Annotated in this window: 24 protein-coding genes; 19 read left to right on the top strand and 5 right to left on the bottom strand. The window is 55.6% G+C overall.

All coding sequences use genetic code 11. The features are described from left to right. Positions 1-443: 443 nt before the first annotated feature. From rppH to thyA, 5 genes are read left to right on the top strand one after another with little or no spacing between them, the layout of a single operon-like run. Positions 444-944 carry an RNA pyrophosphohydrolase gene (gene rppH, locus WDB70_RS11395; RefSeq protein WP_406664417.1) on the top strand — a complete coding sequence of 167 codons (501 nt, stop codon included), beginning with the start codon at positions 444-446 and terminating at the stop codon, positions 942-944. 17 nt (positions 945-961) lie between these two features. Beyond that, complete coding sequence (gene ptsP / locus WDB70_RS11390) at positions 962-3,211, top strand: phosphoenolpyruvate--protein phosphotransferase (RefSeq protein WP_406664415.1); 2,250 nt, start codon at positions 962-964, stop codon at positions 3,209-3,211. Between the two features lie 36 nt (positions 3,212-3,247). Next, positions 3,248-4,048 (top strand): sulfite exporter TauE/SafE family protein, encoded by an 801-nt coding sequence (locus WDB70_RS11385; RefSeq protein ID WP_406664413.1) that lies wholly within the window; start codon positions 3,248-3,250, stop codon positions 4,046-4,048. An 8-nt stretch (positions 4,049-4,056) separates the two neighbouring features. Further along, on the top strand, positions 4,057-4,854 hold the full coding sequence (lgt, locus tag WDB70_RS11380; protein ID WP_406664411.1) for a prolipoprotein diacylglyceryl transferase: 798 nt from the start codon (positions 4,057-4,059) through the stop codon (positions 4,852-4,854). A gap of 45 nt (positions 4,855-4,899) precedes the next feature. Then, the gene (thyA, locus tag WDB70_RS11375; protein WP_406664409.1) at positions 4,900-5,793 is read left to right on the top strand and encodes a thymidylate synthase; all 894 of its coding nucleotides are present in this window, start codon (positions 4,900-4,902) and stop codon (positions 5,791-5,793) included. A 47-nt stretch (positions 5,794-5,840) separates the two neighbouring features. Here the strand turns inward: thyA and WDB70_RS11370 are convergent, their stop codons facing one another. Further along, the gene (locus tag WDB70_RS11370) at positions 5,841-7,070 is read right to left on the bottom strand and encodes an NAD(P)-dependent alcohol dehydrogenase (RefSeq protein WP_406664407.1); all 1,230 of its coding nucleotides are present in this window, start codon (positions 7,068-7,070) and stop codon (positions 5,841-5,843) included. A gap of 51 nt (positions 7,071-7,121) precedes the next feature. After that, entirely contained in the window at positions 7,122-8,258 is a 1,137-nt protein-coding gene (locus WDB70_RS11365) for a cupin domain-containing carboxymuconolactone decarboxylase family protein (protein ID WP_406664405.1), read from the bottom strand. Positions 8,259-8,558: 300 nt separating this feature from the next. Here WDB70_RS11365 and nhaA point away from each other — a divergent pair, with 300 nt between their 5' ends. Genes nhaA through dapE form a run of 4 tightly spaced genes read left to right on the top strand, consistent with a single transcriptional unit; the run spans position 8,559 to position 12,205 of the window. Beyond that, positions 8,559-9,725, top strand: coding sequence for a Na+/H+ antiporter NhaA (gene nhaA, locus WDB70_RS11360; protein ID WP_406664403.1), 1,167 nt, complete (start codon positions 8,559-8,561; stop codon positions 9,723-9,725). After that, positions 9,722-10,111 (top strand): hypothetical protein, encoded by a 390-nt coding sequence (locus WDB70_RS11355; protein ID WP_406664401.1) that lies wholly within the window; start codon positions 9,722-9,724, stop codon positions 10,109-10,111. Before nhaA ends, WDB70_RS11355 begins: the two co-directional genes overlap by 4 nt. A 1-nt stretch (position 10,112) precedes the next feature. Further along, entirely contained in the window at positions 10,113-11,009 is an 897-nt protein-coding gene (nhaR, locus tag WDB70_RS11350) for a transcriptional activator NhaR (RefSeq protein WP_406664399.1), read from the top strand. Positions 11,010-11,062: 53 nt separating this feature from the next. Then, a complete protein-coding gene (gene dapE / locus WDB70_RS11345) occupies positions 11,063-12,205 on the top strand; it encodes a succinyl-diaminopimelate desuccinylase (RefSeq protein ID WP_406664397.1) in 1,143 nt (380 codons plus the stop codon). A gap of 43 nt (positions 12,206-12,248) precedes the next feature. Here the strand turns inward: dapE and WDB70_RS11340 are convergent, their stop codons facing one another. Both WDB70_RS11340 and WDB70_RS11335 read right to left on the bottom strand, forming a co-directional pair. Continuing rightward, positions 12,249-13,934 carry a GNAT family N-acyltransferase gene (locus WDB70_RS11340; RefSeq protein ID WP_406664395.1) on the bottom strand — a complete coding sequence of 562 codons (1,686 nt, stop codon included), beginning with the start codon at positions 13,932-13,934 and terminating at the stop codon, positions 12,249-12,251. An 88-nt stretch (positions 13,935-14,022) separates the two neighbouring features. Next, positions 14,023-14,784 (bottom strand): UDP-2,3-diacylglucosamine diphosphatase, encoded by a 762-nt coding sequence (locus WDB70_RS11335; protein ID WP_406664393.1) that lies wholly within the window; start codon positions 14,782-14,784, stop codon positions 14,023-14,025. Between the two features lie 305 nt (positions 14,785-15,089). Between WDB70_RS11335 and WDB70_RS11330 the strand changes: the two genes are divergently transcribed. Continuing rightward, the gene (locus WDB70_RS11330) at positions 15,090-15,389 is read left to right on the top strand and encodes an ArsR/SmtB family transcription factor (protein ID WP_406664391.1); all 300 of its coding nucleotides are present in this window, start codon (positions 15,090-15,092) and stop codon (positions 15,387-15,389) included. Positions 15,390-15,442: 53 nt separating this feature from the next. Here WDB70_RS11330 and rpsT read toward each other — a convergent pair whose 3' ends face one another. After that, complete coding sequence (gene rpsT / locus WDB70_RS11325; RefSeq protein ID WP_406664389.1) at positions 15,443-15,703, bottom strand: 30S ribosomal protein S20; 261 nt, start codon at positions 15,701-15,703, stop codon at positions 15,443-15,445. A gap of 203 nt (positions 15,704-15,906) precedes the next feature. On the opposite strand from rpsT, the gene murJ reads away from it, so the two are divergent. The 9 genes from murJ to WDB70_RS11280 all read left to right on the top strand — a co-directional run bounded on the left by murJ (position 15,907) and on the right by WDB70_RS11280 (position 25,278). Further along, positions 15,907-17,478 (top strand): murein biosynthesis integral membrane protein MurJ, encoded by a 1,572-nt coding sequence (gene murJ, locus WDB70_RS11320; protein ID WP_406664387.1) that lies wholly within the window; start codon positions 15,907-15,909, stop codon positions 17,476-17,478. A 53-nt stretch (positions 17,479-17,531) separates the two neighbouring features. After that, a complete protein-coding gene (ribF, locus tag WDB70_RS11315; protein WP_406664386.1) occupies positions 17,532-18,473 on the top strand; it encodes a bifunctional riboflavin kinase/FAD synthetase in 942 nt (313 codons plus the stop codon). An 8-nt stretch (positions 18,474-18,481) separates the two neighbouring features. Continuing rightward, complete coding sequence (gene ileS / locus WDB70_RS11310; RefSeq protein WP_406664384.1) at positions 18,482-21,310, top strand: isoleucine--tRNA ligase; 2,829 nt, start codon at positions 18,482-18,484, stop codon at positions 21,308-21,310. Then, complete coding sequence (lspA, locus tag WDB70_RS11305) at positions 21,307-21,786, top strand: signal peptidase II (protein ID WP_406664382.1); 480 nt, start codon at positions 21,307-21,309, stop codon at positions 21,784-21,786. Before ileS ends, lspA begins: the two co-directional genes overlap by 4 nt. Then, the gene (gene fkpB / locus WDB70_RS11300; RefSeq protein WP_406664380.1) at positions 21,783-22,220 is read left to right on the top strand and encodes an FKBP-type peptidyl-prolyl cis-trans isomerase; all 438 of its coding nucleotides are present in this window, start codon (positions 21,783-21,785) and stop codon (positions 22,218-22,220) included. The genes lspA and fkpB overlap by 4 nt, the downstream gene beginning before the upstream one ends. Further along, positions 22,220-23,149, top strand: a complete 930-nt coding sequence (gene ispH / locus WDB70_RS11295; RefSeq protein WP_406664378.1) for a 4-hydroxy-3-methylbut-2-enyl diphosphate reductase — start codon at positions 22,220-22,222, stop codon at positions 23,147-23,149. Before fkpB ends, ispH begins: the two co-directional genes overlap by 1 nt. 121 nt (positions 23,150-23,270) lie before the next feature. Further along, positions 23,271-23,807: a type IV pilus modification protein PilV gene (gene pilV, locus WDB70_RS11290; protein ID WP_406664376.1), complete on the top strand. Its 537-nt coding sequence runs from the start codon at positions 23,271-23,273 to the stop codon at positions 23,805-23,807. After that, entirely contained in the window at positions 23,801-24,805 is a 1,005-nt protein-coding gene (locus WDB70_RS11285) for a PilW family protein (protein ID WP_406664374.1), read from the top strand. The genes pilV and WDB70_RS11285 overlap by 7 nt, the downstream gene beginning before the upstream one ends. 8 nt (positions 24,806-24,813) lie before the next feature. Beyond that, the gene (locus WDB70_RS11280) at positions 24,814-25,278 is read left to right on the top strand and encodes a PilX N-terminal domain-containing pilus assembly protein (protein WP_406664372.1); all 465 of its coding nucleotides are present in this window, start codon (positions 24,814-24,816) and stop codon (positions 25,276-25,278) included. The last annotated feature ends 1 nt before the right edge of the window (position 25,279 follow it).

Below are 25,279 nucleotides of genomic sequence, written 5' to 3'. Positions count from 1 at the left end.
GGTTTCCCGGCCACTCTACCAGGCTGTCCACAAGACAATGCACAGATTTTCTGGATAACTGCAGGCCAGACCTCAGAGGCGTATCAAGCTGTGGGTAACATGGCGGTGGTCAGCGGATGAACAGCGATATTCATCCACAACCACGATCGCCTAGCGATCAGATCCCGATCGACTGTCAAGAACCGTCGGCTAAATATAATTGGTTTTATAATCATTGGATTATGTTTTTCTTAGGGAGCGATTTTATTGTCACTAGCAAGCACCACAGCACTACGAGTGACTCATCACCAGCTTATACACAGCTATTCACACAGAAATTGTGGAGTGTTTTTCTATGCAGGTTGTGGATAAGTCCAGGGAAAGGACGATGATATGCAATTCTTTTTGCTGGGGTAGGGCTTCTGTGGAACAATCGAATCAACTTTGTATTGTCTGAGACGGACATGATCGATAACGATGGTTTTCGTCCCAATGTCGGCATCGTCATCTGTAACACGCAGGGGCAGGTCATGTGGGCAAGACGCCGCGGCCAACACTCCTGGCAGTTTCCCCAAGGGGGCATCAACGACGGAGAGTCTGCAGAGCAGGCTATGTACCGCGAACTCTGGGAAGAGGTTGGCCTTAAGCGTAAGGACGTAAAAATTCTGACGGTGTCACGCCATTGGCTGCGCTACCGATTGCCCAAGCGCATGGTTCGCCGTGAGCAGTCGCCGGTGTGCATTGGTCAAAAACAGAAATGGTTTTTGCTGCAACTGACATCACCGGAGTCCGCTATTAATCTGGCGGCTTGCGGCCACCCGGAATTTGATGACTGGCGTTGGGTCAGCTACTGGTATCCAGTGCGGCAGGTGGTTGCCTTCAAGCGGGATGTATATCGGCGGGTGATGAAGGAGTTTGTCTCCGTAGCCATGCCTTTTCATCGTCAGGAACGTCGCCGCGGTTAACCGGAGGGAGCGATATAATGCTGGCCAAGCTGCAGCACATTGTTCAGCAGGTTAACAGTGCCGCGTCACTGGATAAGGCGGTGGCTTGGCTAGTGACGGCCATTTGTGAGCTGATGAACACCGAAGTGTGTTCTGTATACCTGGCCGAACCAGATAAAAGTGAATTGCAGCTGCTGGCAACACAAGGTCTGACATTGCCTGAAGGGGCGGTGTGTACTCTCAGTTACCAGGAAGGGTTGGTCGGGCTGGTCGCTTCCAAAGAAGAACCGATAAATCTTGCCGATGCCCAGCAACATCCCGCCTTCAAACTGATCAGCGTACTGAACGAGGAAGTTTTCCAGTCTTTTCTCGGAGCGCCGATCATTTATCGTCGCCGGGTACTGGGCGTGCTGACGGTGCAGCAGCGTGATGCCCGGGTCTTTGACGACGACGAGGTAGCCTGTCTGGTGACACTGGCCAGCCAGCTGGCACCGGCGCTGGCTAATGTTGAGGAGCGCACCCGTTTATTACGCGCACAAACGGGTTGGAAGCGTTCGGTTAAAGGGCAAAGTGGCGCTCCGGGTATTGCCATGGGCAGTGCTCTGGTTAAGCGCCCGGCTATCACCTTTGACGATATCTCGCCCGTAGACGACCTACCGCAAGCCCAGGAGTTACAGCGCTTTGACGAGGCGGTCAGCGACACCGAAGCGGCATTGCAGCGGTTGGCTAGCCGGCTGGAGCTTAGCGAACAAACACAAACCTTATTCGAGCTTTATATTCAATTATTGTCTCCTGCCAGCTTGGGTGAGCCGGTACGGGCCTTGATCCGCCAGGGGCTCAGCGCCGAGTGGGCCCTAAAAACGGTGGTCGAAGACGCCATCGAGAAATTCCGGTCCATGGATGACAGCTACCTGCGTGAGCGTGCTGCGGATCTTAAAGATGTGGCATTACGGGTGTTACAGGCTTTGACTGCCGCTGACATGAGCAAGCCGTTACCGGCCGGCGATATCATCCTGATTGCTGACGATGTAACGGCCACCATGCTGGCAGAAGTGCCGCGCCAGCAACTCAAAGGGGTGGTGTCGCGCCGTGGTTCAGGGCACTCCCATGCGGCTATTCTGGCGCGGGCTTTGGGTATTCCGGCGGTAATGGGGGTAGGCAATCTGCCCCTGTCGGCATTAGCCGAGCGGCAACTGATCATTGATGGTTATACCGGCCGCTGTTTTGTTGACCCTGAACCGGCACTGCTGGCGGAGTATCAGCGCTTAATGCGCGAAGAAGAAGTCTTGTCGCGGGATATTCTGGCTGGTGCAGCCGGCCCGGCAGTCAGTGCTGATGGTCAATCAGTCGAGTTGATGATCAATGCCGGTTTATCTGCTGATGCCGATGTGGCCAGCGCTCAAGAAGCAGACGGTATAGGCTTGTACCGTACCGAAGTGCCTTTCATGCTGGCCAGCCGCTTCCCCGGTGAAGAAGAGCAATTTCGTCTATACAGTCACGTGCTGTCGCGTTATCCCGCTAAGCCGGTGACCTTGCGTACTCTGGATGTGGGTGGCGATAAGCCACTGCCGTATCTGCCTATCGAAGAAGATAATCCGTTTCTGGGCTGGCGCGGGATCCGCATGACGCTGGACCAGCCAGACATTTTTCTCATCCAGCTCAAGGCCATGCTGCGAGCGCATCAGCAACATGGCAATCTGCGTATTTTGCTGCCGATGGTAGCCTCGGTAGCTGAGGTTGACGAAGCACTGCGGCTGATCCGTCAGGCGCACCATGAATTGTGCGAGCAAGGCGAACCTTTTGCGCTACCTGCCTTGGGTGCCATGCTGGAAGTGCCGGCAGCCCTGTATTTGCTGCCGGCGTTGGCCCAGCGGGTGCAGTTTGTGTCTGTTGGCAGTAACGATTTGACCCAGTACCTGTTGGCTGTTGACCGTAATAACCCGCGGGTAGCCGACCTCTTTAGCCCCTTTCATCCGGCGGTGGTGCAGGCACTGGCGGCCATTGAACAGCAATGCCGTCAGTTGGCGCTGCCGGTCTCGGTGTGTGGTGAAATGGCCGGTGAAGTGATGGGCATGACGCTGCTGCTGGCACTGGGTTATCGTCAGCTGTCGATGAGTGTCAGCCAGCTGCCCAGAGCCAAACACATTATTCGCCAAGTCAGCTTGCAACGCCTGGCCCAACTGCGCCAGCCATTACTGGCTTGCCATGACACCGACAGCCTTTGCTGGCTGTTACGGGAGCCGCTCAGTGACGCCGGTTTAGGGCAGTGGCTGCGAAGTGGCCGCTAGGGTAGTATGCCCGGGTCGTTGTAAAGGAGATAACCGGTGCTGCTGGTACTAGCAATGTGTTTGGGATTGGGGGCGTTGGCCGGTTTGTTGTCGGGCCTGCTGGGTATCGGCGGTGGTCTGGTGATTGTACCGGCTTTGGTGTGGATGTTACCGCAGCTAGGGATCACACCGGCGCTGGTCATGCCTGCGGCGCTGGCTACGTCACTGGCTACTATCTGTGTCACTGGCAGTTCATCGGTGCTGGCACACCATCGGCGCCAGTCGGTGCCGTGGCAGCATGCGCGCTGGCTGGTCATTGGCATGATGGCCGGTGGAGTCCTGGGGGCACAGATCGCTACTTTGATGGACGGTGTCTGGCTTAAGCGACTGTTCGCGTTTTTTCTGATTATCTCAGCGCTACGCATGGTCTGGCGACAAAAACGGGAACCACACCCTGATGAAGCCCTCAAAGTCACGGGCCCGCTACTGGCCGTGCTGACACTGATTGTCGGGGCACTGGCGTCCATGCTGGGGATCGGCGGCGGTGTGATGCTGGTGCCACTATTGACTGCGCTGGGTATGGGGCTGACCCAATCGGTTGCCTCGGCGGCAACCTGTACACTGGCGGTGGCGGTGTCTGGCACCTTGTCTTATGCCATCAGTGGCTGGCATCACCCGGATCTGCCAGCCCATAGTCTTGGTTTTGTTTACTGGCCGGTATGGCTGGCGCTGTTACCTGGTGCCTTTTTAATGCCGCCGGTAGGCGTACGGTTGCTGCACCGATTACCGGCGGCGCGTGTTCGTCAGGGGTTTGCCCTGTTGTTGGCATTTATTGCCTTTGAAATGATGTTTGGCTAGGAAGTGATATGTCTACACCCCTGCATTTTCCACATATTGACCCGGTAATTTTTCATATCGGGCCGCTTGCCGTACGTTGGTACGGTCTGATGTACCTGATCGGTTTTTTTGCCGCCCTTTACCTGGCGAACCGGCGGGCAGACAAGGCTAATTCCGGCTGGACCCGTGACGAAGTCAGTGACTTGCTGTTTTACGGCTTTCTGGGTGTGATTATCGGTGGCCGTATCGGCTACGTGATTTTCTATCACTTCGACCTCTTTCAGGCCAACCCCTGGTATTTGTTCCGGGTCGATGAAGGCGGTATGTCCTTTCACGGCGGCCTGATGGGGGTCAGTCTGGCCATGCTGTACTTTGGCCGTAAGACCAAGCGTACCTTCCTGACCATTGCCGACTTTGTAGCGCCTTTAGTGCCTATTGGCCTGGGTATGGGCCGTATTGGTAACTTTATTAATGGTGAACTGTGGGGGCGGCCTACCGATCTCCCTTGGGGCATGATTTTTCCGGGCGCCGGGCCATTGCCGCGCCACCCCAGTCAGCTATATGAAGCCACCCTTGAAGGACTGGTGCTGTTCAGTATTCTCTGGTGGTTTTCGAAAAAACCGCGGCCCAGAGGGGCAGTATCGGCCTTGTTTTTACTCGGTTACGGTACATTCCGGACGCTGGTGGAATTTGTCCGTGAGCCGGATCCGCAACTGGGTGAATTGGGCGGTTTTATTACCATGGGGCAGGTGTTGTCTATCCCGATGATCATTGCCGGTATTGCCATGCTGTACTGGAGCTATCGGTATAAAACACCTCAGGCCTAAAAGGCGGCAGGGTGTACTTAGGTGAGCAAGGTCGAGTAACAGGTTATGAAACAGTACTTAGCGTTGATGCAGGATATTGTCGATAACGGTGTGGATCGTAATGACCGCACCGGCGTGGGTACCCGTAGTGTTTTTGGGCGCCAGTTACGTTATGACCTGGCGTCCGGCTTCCCGCTGATGACGACCAAAAAGATTCACCTGAAGTCCATCATCCATGAGCTGATCTGGTTTTTGTCCGGCGACACCAATATTGGTTATCTGAACGATAACGGTGTCAGGATATGGAACGAGTGGGCGGATGATAATGGCGACCTGCATGAGGTCTATGGCAAGCAGTGGCGTGCCTGGGATGACACGCGCGCCATCAGCGAAACTGAGTATCGGCGTCAGCAGGACGACTTTACCGCGCGCGGCTTCGAGTTGTTGCACTGTTATAACGGTACGGCGGTGATCCAGCGTAAAGTGGATCAGGTTGCCGATGTCGTCCATGCCTTACAACATAATCCACAAAGCCGGCGCATTATCCTGTCCGGCTGGAATGCCGCAAAAATTGAGGAAATGGCATTACCACCATGCCACACCTTGTATCAGTTCTATGTGGCAGAAGGAAAACTGTCCTGTGAGCTGTACCAGCGCAGTGCCGATTTTTTCCTGGGGGTGCCCTTTAACACCGCCGAAGCGGCGCTACTCACTCACATGCTGGCGCAGCAGTGCGAACTGGCTGTAGGGGAGTTGGTGCATTCCTTTGGCGATGTCCATCTCTACCATAACCACCTGACTGACGACATCGTTTACGAGCAACTGCGCCGTACGCCGAAGGCATTGCCGCAATTGCTGATCAAGCGCAAGCCGGCCAGCATCTTTGATTACCAGTTCGATGATTTTGAATTTGTCGGTTACGACCCTGAGCCGGTGATCAAGGCGCAGGTGGCGGTATAAGCCGAGCGCCTGACGGCGCTCGGTTTGTTGCTTATTGGTGCTTCATTTCAGAAGGTTGCCGGGTCGATGACATAACGGTAACGGGCTTTCTTGTTGACCACATTATCCCAGGCGGTGTTGATTTGCTCGGCGGCGATGATCTGGATCTGCGGGTAAATCTTGTGGTCCGCACAGTAGTTGATCACCTCTTGCGTTTCTTTCATACCTCCTATCAGTGAAGCATTAAAATTGACCCGATTGGCCGCCAGCGCTAGGGCATTTATGGTTGTTTCAAAGTGAATGGGCATGCCAACCTGGGTAAAGGTGCCGAAGGGTTTAACGACCGAGGTGTAGACCGCCACGTCGTACTGGTAGGGAATGGTACAGAGCATGTAATCGAGCAGCCCCCGATAAGGTTTCATTTTGCTGAGGTCGTCAACAACAATGGCTTCTTTGGCGCCGAAGCTGAGTATGTCTGCCACTTTATCTGGCGAGGTGGTGAAAGCGTAAACTTCGGCCCCCTTAGAGGCCGCTATCTTAATGGCCATATGGCCCAGGCCACCAATACCGGCAACACCGACCTTGTCGCCTTTTTTGAGGTTGAATTTCATCAGCGGTGAATAAGTGGTGATGCCAGCACAGAGCAACGGGGCGGCCTTGTCAAAACTGATATGGTCAGGGATATGGGCGACAAAATGCTCATTGACCACGATGTTGTTGGAATACCCGCCCTGTGAAATGCCACTGGGAGAGCTTTTTTCCGGATAACCATAGGTAAAGACAGTATCCGGGCAGTACTGCTCCTCGCCACGCTGAAAACTTTCACATTCCGGGTTGCCATTGACCATGCAGCCAACACCGGCGCGGTCACCAACCTGGAAGCGGCTGACCTTTGCCCCGACGGCTGCGACTACCCCGACAATTTCATGCCCTGGCACTTGCGGATATTGCTGTGGCCCCCAATGCCCTTTCATCTGGTGAATGTCTGAGTGGCAAATGCTGGCGTAGCGGGTTTCGATCAAAACGTCATAGTCACCGAGCGGCCGGCGCTCAAATGCCCAGGGTTGTAACTTGCCGGAGGTATCAACGGCAGCATAACCTTTCGATTTGATGTTCATGTCATTCCTTCTCGTTGACGGTACTGCCGCAAACAGCGGTGAGGCACTGGCAAACAGCAGGCCAGCACCTACGGCGGCGGTATTGCGAATGAAGAGGCGCCTGGACAGTGGCCCCGGTGCTTGTAGGGTGTCGCCTGCAGGCGCCTGGACGGGGGGTTGGTCATCTTTGTGGTGGGTCATGGCATTCTCCCGGGCAATGTACTGTTTAGATATGAACTGGGTGGCGTCTGGTTAATGAGCTGCGTTCAGGGCCTGCTCGAAGCGGTTAGCGGCCAAGCGGCCAACGTCACGGTGCAATACCGCGGTCAACGCCTGGAGTTGTGCCGGAGTCACGCCGGCATTACTGGCAATACGAATATGTGCCTGTAGTTGCGGAGTGACTCGTTCCATATTGGCCAGCGCCGAAAGCGTGACCAGCTCGCGGCTTTGTTGCGTTAATACTCCCCGGCCGAACAGGTCGCCAAACAGGTGCAGCTGCAAAAAGGTGTTTATGGCCGGGAAAAAATCAAACAGCGGGCCTTGAACTGGTGCCCCCGATAGCTTGGTCTGCAAGGCGGTGCCCCGTTTCAGGCTGCTCTGACGGTCAGTAAAGGGCTGCGCTACCGGGCCGGTTTTGTCTTCGATGGCTTGTGCTTGGCGTGTTCTTAATACGGTCATCAACGCTCCCAGACCATTGAGAGCTCGCGGGAAACCGGCATAGGCGTACAGATGCAACTGCGCTTCTTTGATTTCGTTGATGCTAAGGCCTGCATCCAAACCGTTATGCAGGGCCTGGATGAGTGCCTCACGTTCGCCACTGGCTGTATATGCACTAATGCGGATCAGTTGCTGCTGGGCTGGTGTTAGTGCCTTGGTGTGCCTGGCAGGCAAGCTGTTTATGGCACTTTGATAAGTCTGGTCGTTAACTTGTTCCAGCCAGCGCACATTGTTGCCGCCCTTGCTGGCAGTGATCACCAAATGAGTCATGGGCGCTTGGGCGGTGGCACCATGCCAGTGATCGACATTCGGTGGGCACCACAGGCTGTCTCCGGCATGAAAGGCAATGACCTGGCCTGCTCGTGTCGCCGTCAGGGCGGTACCGCGGGTAACAATGATATGTTGGCCGGCAGGGTGGCGATGCCAAGCGGTTCGGGCCGCCGGAGCAAAGGTGACGTAAGCGCCAGAATAGTGGGCAGTAGCATTTCCTGGGAAAAGCATTTTGACCTGCACGGTACCGCGAAAGTGTGCCGCTGTGCCGGCAAAAGCGGCTTGGTTCTCTGCTAGGTAGAGCTGTTGGCTGCCTGGTGTTGCCGCAGCCAAGCCAGGAAAGGCCAGCGCCATAGAAAAAGCAAACAGCAGTGTCTTGAAAATTAGGCGTGGGGCCGACATGGCAATTCTCCGGGCTAAAAGGGGCACTTTCACAAGTTAAGCAGCTAACGGCGAGGTGATAGGGTTCGTTTCTATGGTTTTTTTGCCCGTTTCTCTTTGCTGAGTAAAAAGAGATGGTTGCCGATTTTTTGCACTGGGCTGGCAAGATAGAGCCGGAGCGATTTATGCGTTGCGGTGATGCATGAAAAGATAAGATTTCGGTAAAACCTTATCTTTTGGCAGAAAGAAAAGAATTTTTTGGGGTTAATGACTATTCTAGTCTGAAACGTCCCGGCAGCAGCGACAGGAGGGTCGTCTCAGATGAAACATTTGCGTTCCTTATTCCGGCCAGAAACCCGCGGTGGCACCCTGCTTATTTTAGCCGCTATGCTGGCTATGGTACTGGCCAACAGCCCCCTGGCCAGCTATTACCAGCAGTGGCTGGCAACCCCCCTGTCAGTACAGATAGGTTCTCTGGCTATCGCCAAACCTTGGCTTGCCTGGGTTAATGACGGCCTGATGGCGATTTTCTTTTTGCTGATCGGCCTGGAAGTGAAACACGAGCTGGCTGAAGGGGCACTGTCTTCACCCAGTAAGGCCATCTTGCCGGTGATCGCTGCTATTGGCGGCATGGCTATACCAGCGCTGGTGTTTCTGTTCTTTAATGTCGATGACCCGGTCAACCGACAGGGCTGGGCTATTCCTGCTGCCACTGACATCGCCTTTGCCCTGGGGGTGCTGGCATTGTTGGGTAAGCGGGTACCCACTTCGTTGAAAGTATTCCTGCTGGCTTTGGCGATCATGGATGACTTGGGTGTGATCATCGTCATTGCTTTGTTCTATACCACCGATCTGTCGACGACCAGTCTGGTTGTTGCGGCCGTGGCCACTTTGGTACTGGTGGCCATGAACCTGCTGAAAGTACGGCGGTTGCTACCGTACCTGCTGGTGGGGTTGGTGCTCTGGGTCAGCGTGCTCAAATCAGGGGTACATGCCACTCTGGCCGGGGTGCTGGTGGGCTTTTTGATCCCGCTGAAAGTCGGGGACGACAAGCCTGCTCACCGGCTTGAGGAGATGCTGGCGGAATATACTGCGGTACTGATCCTGCCGTTGTTTGCTTTGGCCAACGCGGGGGTGCCGCTGACCGGCTTGAGCCTGGACAGCCTACTGGCACCGCTGCCGCTAGGGATCATGCTGGGGCTGTTGTTAGGTAAACCGCTGGGTGTGTTCGGGTTTACCTGGCTGGCCGTGAAAAGTGGCGTGGCGCAGCTGCCGGCCCATACTGGCTGGCGGCACATCGCCGCCCTGTCGGTGCTGTGTGGCATTGGCTTTACTATGTCGATGTTCATTGCCTCGCTGGCTTACCAGCATGAACACGTCATTTACGATACCTATTCCCGGCTGGGCATTCTGGTGGGGTCCACCGTGGCGGCTGTGCTTGGCTATCTGCTGATGAACCGTGCCTTAGTGAAAGAGGAGGCGTTATGAAAGCTGTGATCCTGACTGTGTTGATCTTCCTGCCGGGCTCTTGGGCCTTTGCGGCCACCGCACCGCTGGCCCACTTTGATGATTATTGCAGTGCAAAAACAGCGCAATCATCGCGCTGCCACGATTACCTGATAGGCGTTATTGACGGTGTGAAAATGCAGTATCAAAGTGAGAGTGTCAGTGAGCGAGAAGCAGGGCTTAGTGAAAGAGCTCTGCGTCAGCGGGTTGGCGGGCGTCTTGATTACATCAAACAGCGCCTTTGTGACCGTACGCAGCCTAAAAACGCAGCCTTGCTTCAAGAGTTGCGCCAGGAAGTGGCCAGTGAGGGCATCAGCTCCGGCCAGGAGCTGTTGGTCTATCTGAATAATGTCTTTAGTTGTCGGTGATATGGCGCATTTAAATTACAACCATCTCTATTATTTCTGGATGCTGGTTCGCAAAGGCTCTCTGGCTGCGGCCGCAGACGCATTGTGTGTAACGCCGCAGACCATTTCCGGGCAGATAAAACTGCTGGAAGGGCGAATGGGACCGCTGCTGGCGAAACGGGGCCGGCGTTTGGATACCACTGAGCTGGGGCGACTGGTGTACCGTTACGCCGATCGCATGTTCAATCTGTCTTATGAGCTCATTGACATCCTTGACTACAAACAGGCCGAATCGGTTCGTTTTGATGTGGGGGTTGCGGATGCGCTGTCCAAATGGGTGGTGGCGATGCTGCTGCGGGTGGCTTCACCGCCCGGTGTGGAAGTGGCACTCAGTTGCTTTGAGTCCCGCCATGAGCTGCTATTGGAAGAGCTACGCAGCCACAAGCTGGATATGATCGTTTCGGACTGCCCGATAGACTCGGCTGCAGAGCCGGGTCTGCATTCGCGGGCCATTGCTGAATACCCACTGGCCTTTTTCTGCCGTGATGAGCTGACTCAGCCCTTTCCTGCCTGCTTGCTGGAGCGGCCATTGCTGTTACCCAGCCGCAAGACGGCGGTAGGCCGCGAGCTGAAAACCTGGCTGGATGAGCAGGGCCTAAACCCCAGTATTGGTGGCGAATTTGATGACTCCGGGCTCATGCTGGCGTTTGGCTCGGCAGGGCGGGAGATCTTTGTGGCGCCGTCAGTAAACAACCGCCAATTTGAGGAACGTTTTGGCGTACGCTGCCTGGGTGAAACAGAGGCGGTGAAAGAGCGCTACTACGCTATTTTTGCGGAACGGATGATCCAGCACCCGGCAGTGGTCAGATTGTGTGATCTTGACCCTCAGTCACTGCAATTTGACAGTTTTGATCATTAAAGTGTCAAAGGGCTTTGGTGAGATAAGCAGGTCTTGGTTACCTGGCCCTTGTCATGCTCAAACCGCAACCGACAGTTCAGACCGATGCACTGCGCCACCTTGAGGCGCTTATTTCCCGTCCTTCCATCACGCCGGCGGACGCCGGCTGCCAGGACTATCTGGCCCGTGAGCTGCAAACCCTGGGCTTTAACGTGGAACGCTACCGCGATGGGGCCGTCAGTAACCTTATTGCCAGCCGACCAGGTAAACCCTCGCTGGCTTTTTCCGGCCACACCGATGTGGTGCCGGCGGGTGAACACTGGCAGGTCAACCCCTTTGCGCTGACCCACAAAGACGGTTACCTCTATGGCCGCGGTATTGCCGATATGAAAGGCGGTATTGCCGCCTTTTTGGTGGCAATAGAGCAGGCGCTGGCGGCGGGGCATGCACTGGACGGGCTGATGGTGCTGTTGACGTCGGATGAGGAAGGCGAGGCCGAAGACGGCTCACAGCGTATTGTCGAGCGCTTGCAAAAAAGTGGCCGTATGCCGCCCTGGGTGCTGGTTGGCGAACCTACCGGCCAGCACTACAGTGGCGACACACTGCGTATCGGTCGCCGTGGTGCCCTGTCCGGGGAGTTACACCTGACCGGCCGTTCCGGCCATGTGGCTTATCAGGCGGCGCAAGACAACGTTTTGCACCGGGCCATGACCATTGGCAGCCGGCTAGCAGCATTGCAGTGGCCTGTTGGCGCCGCCGATTTTCCTGGTACCGGCTTTCATCTGACGGGTATTGAGCATGGCGACTGGCTGGATAATGTCACCCCTGGCCATGCGGTGCTGCGTTTTAATCTGCGCTATTGCCATCGGGTCAGCCGGGATGTGATTGCTGAGCGGGTGACGCAATGTATTGATGACGATTTGCAGTATCAGCTGCACTGGAGCCGACCCTGCGAGCCTTATTTTTCTGAGTTTGCCGAAAATAACCGGACCTTCTTACGCTATTGCGAACAAGCCGTGCAAACGACACTGGCCCGTTTCCCGGTGCTGTCGACAGCCGGCGGAGCGTCTGATGGCCGCTTTTTTGCTGGCGCTGGCGCCCAGGTGATTGAGCTGGGCCTGCCCAACCGTTATATCCACCAAGCCAATGAACGTGTCGCGTTGACCGCCTACCAGCAATTGATTGCCATCTACCAGGCACTACTGGTGCAGTTATAAGGGATAAAAAACCGGCCAACTGACCGGTTTTTTTACTGCTTTTTTATTCTGCCCCACCAATATAGCGGGCCCGTTTTGCGGGCTTTAATGCCGTCAGATCGACGACCACCAAGCCGTCAATGCAATTGGCAAAATCCGGGTCTACACCAAAATCAAGGAACCGCACTCCACCGGGTTCACACAGCTCAGCATATTGCTTGTACAGGGTCGGTACTGAGCAGTCCATACGGGCCAGTGCCGACTTCAGGCGCACAAAATCGTTTTTGTAATCATTGCCATCAAAGAAATCACAATTGCCTAGCGGTTGCGGGCGATAAGGATGGTAATGGCGTGTGCCAAGGCTGTCCTGGCCAAAATAATGGTGGTAGAACTGCACCAGGCGTTCCCTGGCCGGTGCCGGTAGCGTTGCCGACAGCGATACGGCACCAAACAGGTAACGGTAGCGTGGGTTGGCGCGAATAAAAGCGCCGATACCTTGCCACAGGTAATCCAGCGCCCTTTTACCCCAGTAAGACGGATGGACAAAGCTGCGGCCCAGCTCCAGGCCGTTATCCAGTATCGGTGCCATACCTGGGCCAAATTCAAACAAAGTGGCGCAATAGATACTGGCGGCGCCTACTTTGCGGGGGTCGCCAAAGCGATAGGCGCCGGCGATTTCCAGTGCTTCCGGATCCCACAGCACAATGTGCTGATAGTGAGGATCGTAACGGTCGGTATCCCGGCGCTGGCCGGTGCCTTCGCCGACGGCTCGAAAGGCCAGTTCGCGCAAGCGGCCAATTTCACGCAGCAGTGGGCAGTCCGGGGTGACGTCGTACAGATAAATTTGCATGCCATCGCTGGTTTCGCCCAACCGTGGGCATTTGCTCAACACTTTCAGCAGAGCCTGGCGATCTTCCGGCCCGGCAATGGCGCTTTCAGTTTTCAACGGCAGCCGGCGTTGTGTGCCAACCCGATACAAATGTTTCTTAAAGAGCTTGATTTGCGTGCGCAACGGCAGCGCGGCGATGGATTCCAACTGACTAAAGGGCACCAGCTCACCAACATGAAAGTCCAGCTGGGTATTGCGGTGGCGGAACATTTCCTTGACCAGCAAGGTGGTGGCTAGAGGCTTATAGAGCATGGAGGTGGAATAAAACAGTGCCGAGTTGCGGGCATTCACCCGTACCGGTAGCACCGGTGCCTGAGCCTGGCGGGCCATCCGCAAAAAGCCGCTGCGCCAGCGGGTATCTCGAACCCCTTGTGGGCGTAGCCGGGAAACTTCCCCGGCAGGAAAGACGATGACTGCCTTGTCTTGTTGCAGATGGTTGGTAATGGCCTGGAATTGCCCACGGTGAGTTTGGCCAATCATGTTGTTAACCGGAAACAGCAGCGGCTGCAGAGGCTCAAGCTCGCTGAGCAGCGCGTTGGCGACCACTTTGACGTCACGGCGCACTTCGCCGACCAGTTTCAGCAGCGCCAAACCATCAATCGAACCGATAGGGTGATTGGCAATGATCACCACGGCGCCGCTTTGCGGGATCCGTTCCTTTTCCCGGTCAGCTACCCGGTAGCCCACGTCCAGGTGGTCCAGTACGCCTTCGATAAAGTCCCAGCCACTGAGGTGCGGATAGCGGTCAGCGAAAGCCTGGAACTCCTGCTCATGCAGCAACTGGCGCAGTACCGGAGCTAGTACTTTTTTGTACGGTGACTTGGGAAAGTACCGTTCCAGTACGGAGTCGACAGTAAACATAGGCACATCCTGAACATGGATAAACACATCAATGTTAAGGAATGCTTATGTCGTCTCAGCAACAAACCGATGACATTTTCATGACTCGTCAGGCTGCCTTGAATAGCTGAACTGGCTGCTCAGTCCAGTGCATCAGCTCCAGCTCACCGCTGTAGGTTTCCGCAATAAAGGAGCAGGAGTCGACAAAGTCACCGGTATTGAGATACAGCATGCCATCGATTTGCAGGCACTCCGGCTGATGAATATGGCCGAGAATGACACCGTCACACTGCGCCTGGCGAGCGGCATGGATCGCCGCTTGGCGGTAGCGCCGGATAGCAGCATTGGCTTGTGGTACCTGGCGCTTAATGTAGCCGGCCAGTGACCAGTAGGGCAGTTTCAGGCGGCGGCGCCAAAACGCACAGACCCGGTTCAGCCACAACAACACGTCATAACCGAGATCGCCGAGCAGGCTTTCCAGTTTGCCCAGATATACCACCGGGTCGAATTCGTCGCCGTGAGTCAGCAGCAGAGTACGGCCATCAGCCATTTGATGGCGGCCCTGGCGTTGCAAGCGAAAACCGGTGAAAGTGCGGCCACAAAAGCGGCGCAGCGGAGCATCGTGATTGCCGGGAATATAGATAATATCGCAGCCGCGCTGGGCAAGCTGTTCAAGCTCAAACAGGACCTGAGTATGGCTGTGCGGCCAATGGCTGCGTTTGCTCATCGCCCAGAGATCGATGACATCGCCCAGCAGGTACAGCTTCTCAGCCTGGCATTGGCGCAATAGGTTAATGAGGTAATCTGCTTTGCAGTCTTTGCTGCCCAAGTGCAGATCAGACAAGAACAAGGTGCGATAGTGCCGGTTCATGGTCGATCTCCCATTTATCCGGGAGCTTAGCCTAGTGGCTACAGATGACAGTCCCTTGACTCTGAGGTGACCGTTTAGCAACAGATGCGCGCAACTTTCTGCTGTTTTTGCTGTCTTGCTCAGAGAGGGTTGGACCGCCAAACCCTCAATAAGCATTTAAAAAACAGGCGTATGGCATTTTCTTATTTATTTCAGTGAAGCTTCAGCTAAACCGCGTTTTACTTATTGTGCCAATAGCTCGCATGGCGTAGCCACGTGGAAAGGGAGCGCTGGTTGTACGTTGGCGAGGGAAAAAGGAGAGCAGTATGAATTTTGCCAGAGAAAGCGAGTTGGACCCGGCCACACCCGCAGTCACTCTGCTGAAGGCGATGGCCAATGAACGTCGCTTGTGCATTCTGAAACATCTGCAACATCATGAGCTGTCGGTGAGTGAGCTCAACGAAAAGCTTAATCTCAGTCAGTCAGCCTTGTCACAGCATCTGGCCTGGTTGCGTCGTGATGGTCTGGTAACTACCCGTAAGGAAGCGCAAACGGTGTATTACTCGCTGCACAGTGATGAGGCAGAAGAATTGATCGCGTTGCTTGACCGGCTATACAGCCATTGAATGACAGACATAAAAAAACCGGCTTGAAGCCGGTTTTTTTATCAGGGCTGACCTTAGAGCGCGTTGATTTGCGCGTTCAGACGTGCCTTGTTGCGAGCGGCAGCGTTCTTATGGATCAGGCCTTTGGTTGCCATACGATCGATAAGCGGCTGAGCAGCATTGAAAGCTTCCTGAGCGGTAGCTTTGTCACCGGTGTCGATGGCGGCACGTACTTTTTTAACGAAGGTGCGCAGCATAGAACGGCGGCTGGCGTTGTGCTGACGGCGCTTCTCAGCCTGGATCGCGCGCTTCTTCGCAGACTTGATGTTAGCCAAGGTCTAACTCCTAAAATTCGAGAGGTCCAATATCAAAAGGCCACGGAATATGCCCGTTTTAGCCGCCGTTGTCAAACAGATCGACTAAAAATTATGCCAAGCATCGGGCGTTGGCATCCGCAGACGTTGAGCGATAATATGCCGGCCATTCTAGCAGAATTATGGCCATCGCCCACAGGCTTTTTCGCCATAAAGGATACCGTTTGAGCCGTAAACTTCTCAAAGCCAGTGCTGTGGTCAGTTTCATGACCCTTATTTCCCGCGTGTTGGGCCTGCTCCGTGACGTGGTGATTGCCAACCTGCTGGGGGCCGGCAACGCTGCCGATGTGTATTTCTTTGCCCAGAAAATTCCCAATTTTTTGCGCCGGCTGTTTGCTGAAGGGGCTTTTTCCCAGGCATTTGTGCCGGTGCTGGCGGATGTGCAGCAAAACCGCGGTGAAGATGCCATGCGCGCGCTGGTGGCGAAGGTGTCTGGCACCTTAGGTACGATCATTACCCTGGTTACCCTGGCCGGTGTAATTGGCTCACCGGTATTGGCAGCGTTGTTTGGTACCGGCTGGTTTGTGGCTTGGTTACATGGTGAGCCGGATGGCGCCAAGTTTGAACTGGCGGCGTTAATGCTGAAAATCACCTTCCCTTATTTGTGGTTTATCAGCCTGACGGCATTAGCCGGTGCCGTGCTGAACACCCTCGGCCGGTTTGCGGTGGCGGCCTTCACGCCGGTGTTTCTTAATGTCGCTATTATCCTTTGCGCCCTTTATCTGGCGCCGCGCCTGGCGCAGCCCGAAATTGGCCTGGCCTGGGGGGTGTTTTTAGGGGGCATAGTGCAGCTGTTGTTCCAGTTGCCTTTTATGATAAAAGCCGGCTTTTTACGGCGGCCACGCTGGGATTGGCACGATAAAGACGTCAGCCGCATTCGCCAGTTGATGCTCCCGGCGTTGTTTGGGGTATCGGTCAGCCAAATCAATCTGTTGCTTGATACCTTTATTGCTTCCTGGCTGGTTGGGGGGTCAATTTCCTGGCTGTATTATGCTGACCGCTTGTTGGAATTTCCGCTTGGCCTGTTTGGTATTGCCATTGCCACGGTGATTTTGCCGAGCCTGTCACGCCGCCATGCCGGCAAGGATCCACAGGCCTTTGCCGCCGACATGGATTGGGGAGTGCGGATGGTACTGCTGCTGGGTCTGCCGGCCGCGGCAGGGCTGGTGGTGCTGGCCGCACCATTGCTGATGGTGCTGTTCCTGCACGGGGCCTTTAATGTCAAAGCGGCCATTGGCGCCTCCTGGGCCTTGTGGGCTTATGGTTCCGGGCTTGTTGCTTTTATGATGATCAAGGTGCTGGCGCCGGGCTTTTACGCGCAACAGGACACCAAGACGCCGGTACGTATCGGCATTATCGCCATGGTCTCGAATATGGCCTTTAACATCGTCCTGGCGACCGCGCTTGGCGACCAACTGGGCTACATCGGCCTGGCCGCTGCTACAGCGCTGTCGGCTTATCTCAATGCCGGCCTGCTGGCCGCCGGGCTGTGGCGCCGTAACGTTTATCGCCCCGGAGCACAAACCGCCTGGACTTTGCTGCGCATTGTCCTGGCAACCACGGTCATGGTGCTGGTGCTACTGTGGTTGAGTCCGCCGCTGGCACAGTGGGAGCAGATGAGCTTGGCGCAGCGGCCCTTATGGCTGCTGGGGCTGATTGCTGGCGGCGGTTTGAGTTACCTGCTGGCGTTGCTGGCCAGCGGCTTTCGGCCACGGCATTTGCGTTCAGGTGAATAGCGCCGGGCGCTCAGGTATAATCGGGCGGTTTTTCGGGCAGGCTGACAGGTTTCATGGAGTTAATTCGCGGATTATACAACGTCCGGGCCGAGCACCACGGCTGTGTGCTGACCATTGGCAACTTTGATGGCGTGCATCTTGGTCACCAAGCGGTATTGCAGCAATTAATGGCCAAGGCGCAGCAACTGGGTTTGTCGGCGACCGTGATGCTGTTTGAGCCGCAGCCACTGGAGCTGTTTCTGGGCGACAAAGCACCGGCCCGGTTATCGCGCTTGCGCGACAAGGTGCGGGCACTGGCAGAGTTGGGGCTGGAGCGGGTCATCGTTGAACCCTTTAATCCTCGTTTTGCCAGCCAGGAGCCAGAAACCTTTATTGCCCAGTTGGTAGAAAAGCTCGGTGTGCGCTTTTTGGTGGTCGGCGATGATTTTCGTTTTGGCCACCATCGCCGGGGTGATTTCACCATGTTGCAGGTGGCCGGCCAGCAACATGGTTTTGCCGTGGTCAACACTGACAGCTTCTGCCTGGTCAATGATCGGGTGTCCAGTACCCGTATTCGCCAGGCCCTGGCTGCAAGCCGTCTGGATGATGCCGCAGCGATGCTCGGCAGGCCTTTTTCCATCAGTGGCCGGGTACACCATGGCGCCAAGCGTGGCCGCAGTATCGGCTTTCCGACGGTGAACTTGCCTTTGAAACGTAATGTCAGCCCGGTATCCGGTGTCTTTGCCGTTGATGTGCTGGGAGCTGACGCTGCAGCCTGGCCGGGTATTGCCAATATTGGCGTTAAGCCTACGGTTAATGGCACAGTACCCACATTGGAGGTTCACCTGCTTGATTTCGCCGGTGACCTCTATGGCTGCCAGCTGGATGTCATATTGAGAAACAAGCTGCGAGACGAGCAACGCTTTGCGTCGCTGGAACAACTGCGCAGCCAGATCGAGCAGGACGAGCAAGCCGCTCGTGCCTTTTTTGCCAATCGAAAGCAATTGTCTGAGTGATCCCGAACATGCGTGACTACAAAGCCACCCTGAACTTGCCGGAAACGGCCTTCCCGATGCGCGGCAACCTGGCCAAGCGCGAGCCCGATATGTTGAAAACGTGGGAGGCCGAAGGCATTTACGAGGCCATTCGTCAGGCCCGCGCTGGCCGGGATCAGTTTATTCTGCATGACGGCCCTCCGTATGCGAACGGCGACATTCACATCGGCCACTCTGTCAATAAAATCCTCAAGGATTTCATTGTGAAGTCCAAAACCCTGGCCGGTTTTGACGCCCCTTATGTGCCGGGTTGGGACTGTCATGGTCTACCCATTGAGCACAAGATTGAAACGCTGCACGGCAAACAGCTCGGCGGTGAGAAAACCCGCGAACTGTCGCGCGCTTACGCCGCTGAACAAGTCAAAGGCCAGATGGCTGATTTCAAACGCTTGGGCGTATTCGGGCAATGGGACAAACCCTACCTGACCATGAACTATGCCAATGAAGCCGGCGAGATCCGGGCGCTGGCAAAAATGGTGGAGGCCGGTTACGTCTTTAAAGGCCTGAAACCGGTGAACTGGTGCTTTGACTGTGGCTCCGCTTTGGCCGAAGCCGAAGTGGAATATCAGGATAAAAAATCGGATGCCATTGATGTTGCCTTTCCGGTAGCCGACAGCGACAAACTGGCAGCCGCTTTTGGTTTGGACAGCTTGCCCAAACCGGCGGCGGTGGTGATCTGGACTACCACCCCGTGGACCATTCCGGCTAACCAGGCACTGAATATCCACCCGGAACATCACTACGCTTTGGTTGATACCGGCGAGCGCCTGCTGTTACTGGCCAGCGAGCTGGTGGCTGACTGCCTGGCCCGTTTCGGTCTGGAAGGCCAGGTGTTGGCTACCAGCACGGGTGAGCGCCTGGAAAACATTCGCTTTCAACACCCGCTTTATGAGCGTTACTCACCGGTTTTTCTGGCTGATTACGTCGAAATGGACGCCGGTACCGGTATTGTCCATTCCGCCCCGGCTTATGGTGAAGACGACTTCTACACCTGCAAGCACTACGGTATGAGCAATGACGACATCATTAACCCGGTGCAGGGTGACGGTGTTTATGTGGATGACCTGCCGTATTTTGGCGGCCTGAAAATCTGGGATGCCAACCCGAAAATTGTCGAAAAGCTGGCCGAGAGTGGCAATCTGCTAGCACACAAGCGGATCAATCACAGCTACATGCATTGCTGGCGTCACAAAACGCCGGTGATTTACCGTGCCACCGCCCAATGGTTTGTGGGGATGGACGTGCAGGGCAGTAATGGCAAAACCCTGCGCGAGAGCGCCTTGGAAGCCATTGAACAGACCGAATTCGTGCCTGCCTGGGGTAAACCACGGCTGCACAACATGATTGCCGGCCGCCCGGATTGGTGTATCTCACGCCAGCGCAACTGGGGCGTGCCAATTCCCTTTTTCCTGCACAAAGCTACCGGCGAGCAGCACCCGCGCACGCTGGAGCTGATGGAAGCGGTAGCGCAGCGGGTAGAGCAGGGTGGTATTGAAGCCTGGTTCAAGCTCGACGCCGGTGAGTTGCTGGGTGATGACGCCGCTGACTACGACAAGATCAGTGACACCCTGGATGTCTGGTTTGATTCCGGCACCACTCACTGGCACGTGCTGCGTGGTTCAAATCCGTTGGCGCATCAGCAAGGGCCGGTGGCCGATCTGTACCTGGAAGGCTCAGATCAGCACCGTGGCTGGTTTCACTCCTCGCTGCTGACCGGTTGTGCCATTGATGGCCATGCGCCGTATAAAGCGTTGCTCACACACGGCTTCACCGTCGACGGCAAAGGCCGCAAGATGTCTAAGTCACTGGGCAATGTTATCGCCCCGCAGAAAGTCATGAATGCCTTGGGGGCGGATATCCTGCGGTTGTGGGTGGCTTCCAGCAACTACACCGCCGAGATGACGGTCTCCGATGAAATTCTTAAGCGTTCCGCGGATGCCTATCGGCGCATCCGTAATACCGGCCGCTTCCTGCTGGCGAATATGAGCGGCTTTGATCCGGCCACCGATATGGTAGCGTTGGATGAGATGGTAGCGTTGGACCGCTGGATGGTGAGCCGCGCCGCGCAGCTGCAAGAGGATATTATCCAGGCCTATGACAGCTACCAGTTCCATGTGGTTTATCAGAAGCTCATGCATTTCTGCTCCATTGAACTGGGCAGCTTCTATCTGGATGTGATTAAAGACCGCCAGTACACCGCCAAGGCCGATTCCAACGCACGCCGCTCCTGCCAGAGTGCGCTGTATCTCATCAGTGAAGCGCTGGTGCGCTGGATGGCGCCGATCCTCAGCTTTACCGCCCAGGAGATCTGGGAAGCGCTGCCGGGCGAGCGTGGCCGCTTTGTATTCACTGCCGAATGGTTCAGCGGTTTACAGCGCCTTGCTGACGAAGCTGAGCTGGGTGATGGCTTCTGGCTGCAAATGCTCAGCGTTCGTGACGAAGTCAATAAAGCCCTGGAGCAGGCGCGTAACAACGGTCTTATCGGCGGCCCATTGGATGCCAAAGTGACACTGTATTGCGACACCGTACTCCATGAGCGCTTGGCCAGCCTCGGTGATGAGCTGCGCTTTGCCTTGCTGACGTCTGCTGCCAGTCTCAGTACTGACAGCAACGCAGAGGCCTGGCAGAGCAGCGAAATTACCGGCCTGGCCGTGCAGGTTGAACGTGCTGAAGGTGAAAAGTGCGAGCGCTGCTGGCATCACCGTAGTGATGTCGGGCAAAACCCCGAGCATCCGAGCATTTGCCTGCGCTGTGTCAGTAATGTCGACGGTCAGGGTGAGGAGCGCCATTTCGTATGATGTCTACCGGTCTTCGTTGGTTATGGCTGACGGCAGTAGTGATCGCTGTTGATCTGGCCACTAAATACGCGGTGCTGCATCACTTTGCGCTCTTTGAACGCAAGGTGATCACCGGCTTTTTTAACCTTACCTATGTGCGCAACTATGGCGCGGCCTTCTCGTTTTTAAGCGAAGCCGGTGGCTGGCAGCGCTGGTTGTTTACCGGGCTGGCCATTGCGGTGTGCCTGGCATTGCTGATCTGGATGCGGCGGTTACCAGCAAAAGACTTTTTGCAGGCCGGTGGCAGCGCGCTGGTCATAGGCGGTGCCCTAGGTAACCTGTACGACCGGATGATCCACGGTTTTGTGGTCGATTTTCTCGACTTTCATCTGGGCCAGTGGAGTTGGCCGGCGTTTAACGTCGCTGATTCCGCCATCTGTATGGGCGCCGTGCTGCTGGTGCTGGCGTCCTTTCGCAAAGATGAGAAGAGCAAATGAGCAGTAACAGTATTACAGGCAACAGCCAGGTGGTGATGCATTTCACCATCAAGCTCAGTGATGGCAGCGCCGCCGACAGTACCCGCATGAGCGGTAAACCGGCAAAGTTTCGCATGGGTGATGGTAGCCTGACCGAAAACTTTGAAAAGTGCCTGCTGGGCCTGGTGGCCGGTCAGCAAAAGACGTTTGAGCTGGAGCCAGAAGATGCTTTTGGCCAGCCCAACCCTGACAACATCTATCATGTTGATCGGGAAAAGTTTGCTGGCGAAGTGCCGGAAGAAGGCGCGGTGATGTTATTTGAACAGCCCAATGGCGCCGAAATTCCGGGCATTATCCGCGCTGTGGCGGGTAACTCCGTGACGGTCGATTTCAATCATCCGCTGGCGGGCCAGAAGCTCACCTTTGAGGTGGAAATTGTAGAGGTAGCTGACTGATGCAGGTACTTTTGGCCAATCCTCGTGGCTTTTGTGCTGGCGTTGACCGCGCCATCAGCATCGTTGAACGGGCGCTGGAGCTGTTTGGCGCGCCCATTTATGTGCGCCATGAAGTGGTCCATAACAAATATGTGGTGGGCTCTTTGCGAGACCGCGGCGCTGTATTCGTCGATGAACTCAGCGAAGTGCCGGATGATGCCATTGTCATCTTCAGTGCCCACGGGGTGTCACAGGCGGTACGCAATGAAGCGAAAGCGCGCGGCCTGCGTGTTTTTGATGCAACCTGCCCGTTAGTCACCAAAGTGCATATGGAAGTGGCCCGAGCCTCTAAAAAGGGGATGGAAACCATCCTTATTGGCCATGCCGGACACCCGGAAGTGGAAGGTACCATGGGGCAGTATCACAATGCCGAGGGTGGCATTTATCTGGTGGAATCCCCCGCGGATGTAAGCCGCTTGCAGGTCAAGGATGCCGCTAACCTTTGTTTCGTGACCCAGACCACGCTGTCTGTTGATGATACCTCTGATGTGATTGACGCCTTGCGTCAGCGCTTCCCGGAAATTGAAGGCCCCCGCAAGGATGATATCTGCTACGCCACCCAAAATCGCCAGGATGCGGTGCGGGCACTGGCGCACCAGGCTCAGCTGGTTCTAGTGGTTGGCGCGAAAAACTCGTCCAATTCCAACCGCCTCCGGGAGCTGGCTGAGAAAGTTGGCTCTACGGCCTATCTCATTGATGCAGCAGATAATATAGATAAAAGCTGGCTTGCTGGCGTCAACGCCGTTGGTGTTACTGCCGGAGCCTCTGCGCCGGAGATATTGGTGCAGCAAGTGATTGAAAAACTGCGTGAATGGGGGGCGGACACGGTGACTGAAACCCAAGGCAGAGAAGAAAATATCGTCTTTGCAGTGCCCGCAGATTTGCGCTAAGGCATTAATAAAATTAGCGTTTTAAATGTCGCCTAGTTGGCGACATTTTTTTGCCAGGCAGTCGAACCGCTGGTAGATTAACCTGATATTAACAGTGCACTGAGCGTGCCGGGAGAAGGCAGTGTTTGAGGGGACCTGTCGACGCTCCAAAGGCTTTTCTCTGCTGGAAGTACTGGTAGCGTTGGTTGTATTGAGTTTCGGCATTCTTGGTGCCGTGGCCATGCAGCTGGCCGCCAAACGTGGCAGTTTTGGCGCTTTGGAACGTACCCAGGCCATGAGCCTGGCCAATGATTACATCGAACGGGCGCGGGGTAACCCGATCCAGCTGGCCAGCTATGCCGGTACTATCGGCACCGGTCATTCGGTGACGGCGGTAGCCAGCTGTACCCGTGGCAGTACCTGCACCAATACCGCCCTGGCTGACTGGGACAAGTATCAGTGGTACCAAGAGCTGTTGGGGGGCGCCACACAAGAAGGCGGTAATAACGTCGCGGTGCTGGAAGATGCAGTTGGCTGCGTTACTGTAGCGGCCAATATTATGACGGTCACAGTGTCTTGGCAGAGCCTGCATGGTACTTCTGATGGCGCCATTGATGGTAGCTGTGGCACCGCCTCAAACCGGCGCCGACAAGTTCAGGTAAGGAGCGTTGTATGGTAAGGCAGCGCGGCTTTTCCATGATTGAACTGATGATTGCCATGGTGCTGGGGTTGATCATGGCGGCGGCCATTTCCGCCGTCTTTGTAGCGTCTAAAACCGGGGTGCGTTCTACCGACCAGATTGGTGAGTTGCAGGAGTCGGCCAGTTTTGCCATGCGCTTGATCAGCGAAGACTTGCGCCAGGCGAACATGCTTGGGCCTTTAGGTGCACCGCTGGTGGTGGGTACTAACACCGACCTCAACGGCGTCGTGGTGGGCAATGATTGCTTTGGTGGCGGTGTTAATAATGCCTCCTTGCCACGTAACACGGCTCCAGCGGGCAGCTTTACCATGCTCTGGGGCGGAATTGCCGGCACCAACCCTATGGTCTGCAGTGGCACCCCTACCTTCAGCCCAGTTACCGGCACTGACATTTTACAGGTCAAGCGTTTGGCAGGGCCGCCGGCCACGGCGGCTACCTGGCGTAATGATCGGCTCTATGCCCTGGTGAACAGCACACAGGTGCGCTTCTGGCCAGGCACTACGGCACCCGTCTTTCCCGCAGGCATTCCCGATGGCCAATACTTTCCTTATCTCCATCATGTTTACTACATCGCCAATGAAACACGGGGCACTCGTACCATACCGGTGCTGCGGCGCCGTTATCTGACGGTTGATGCTACTGGCGTGCACATGGCCGATGAAACCCTGGTTGAAGGCATTGAACGGTTTCATGTCATGTATGGGATCGATACCGACGGCGATGCCTTGGCGAATTTTTATGCAAGCGCCGATACTATGCCTGATGCTGATTGGATTGGTTCGACAGGGCAACGGGTGGTGTCAGCGCGATTGTATATTCTGGCCAGAGCCCGTGAGGCTGACCCCAGTTTTAGTGGTAATTTCAGCTATACCTTAGGTGATCAGGCGGCTTATACACCGGCGGACCATTTCCGGCGGTTGCTGGTTCAGACCACCATCAACCTGCCTAATCCGCAGTATCAGCAGGTAAACAACTGAGGCCCGGTATGAAGCGAACTCAACATGGCATGGTGCTTTTTGTCGCCCTGGTATTCCTGTTAATCATTACCGTACTTGGCGTAGCACTGCTGTCCAATAGCGCCATGGATGTGAAAATGTCGGGTGCGGTAACCGATCGCACCAATGCCCTGCAAACGGCAAATGGTGTGCTGGATGACGTGTTACTCAACGCCGATACCACCCGGGCTTTTTTGCAGGATCTGGGCAATTACGCCGGTGGCTTTAACGTCAATACCGGTCTTAGTGACTCAACTGGTGCCCCTCGTCAGGCAACAATACAGTTTGAAGTGGAAGGCCCATGCCCACGAGCGGAACGGGGAACAAGCGCCGGTACTTTTGTTTGCCGGCACTTTCGTGATAGCTCGCAGGTCAATTTTGGTCGTAAAGGCCTGGGCCAGTTAACCGTCACCAATGGTATTTCTCAACCGCTGGTTGCACCCACAGGGAGCTGAC

Origin of the sequence: Gallaecimonas aegicerasi, assembly GCF_045291545.1 — a bacterium.
In the GTDB taxonomy this organism is placed as follows: Bacteria; Pseudomonadota; Gammaproteobacteria; order Enterobacterales; family Gallaecimonadaceae; genus Gallaecimonas.
The sequence above is the reverse complement of the archived record's forward strand: the minus strand, read 5'-3'. Positions and strand labels throughout refer to the sequence as shown.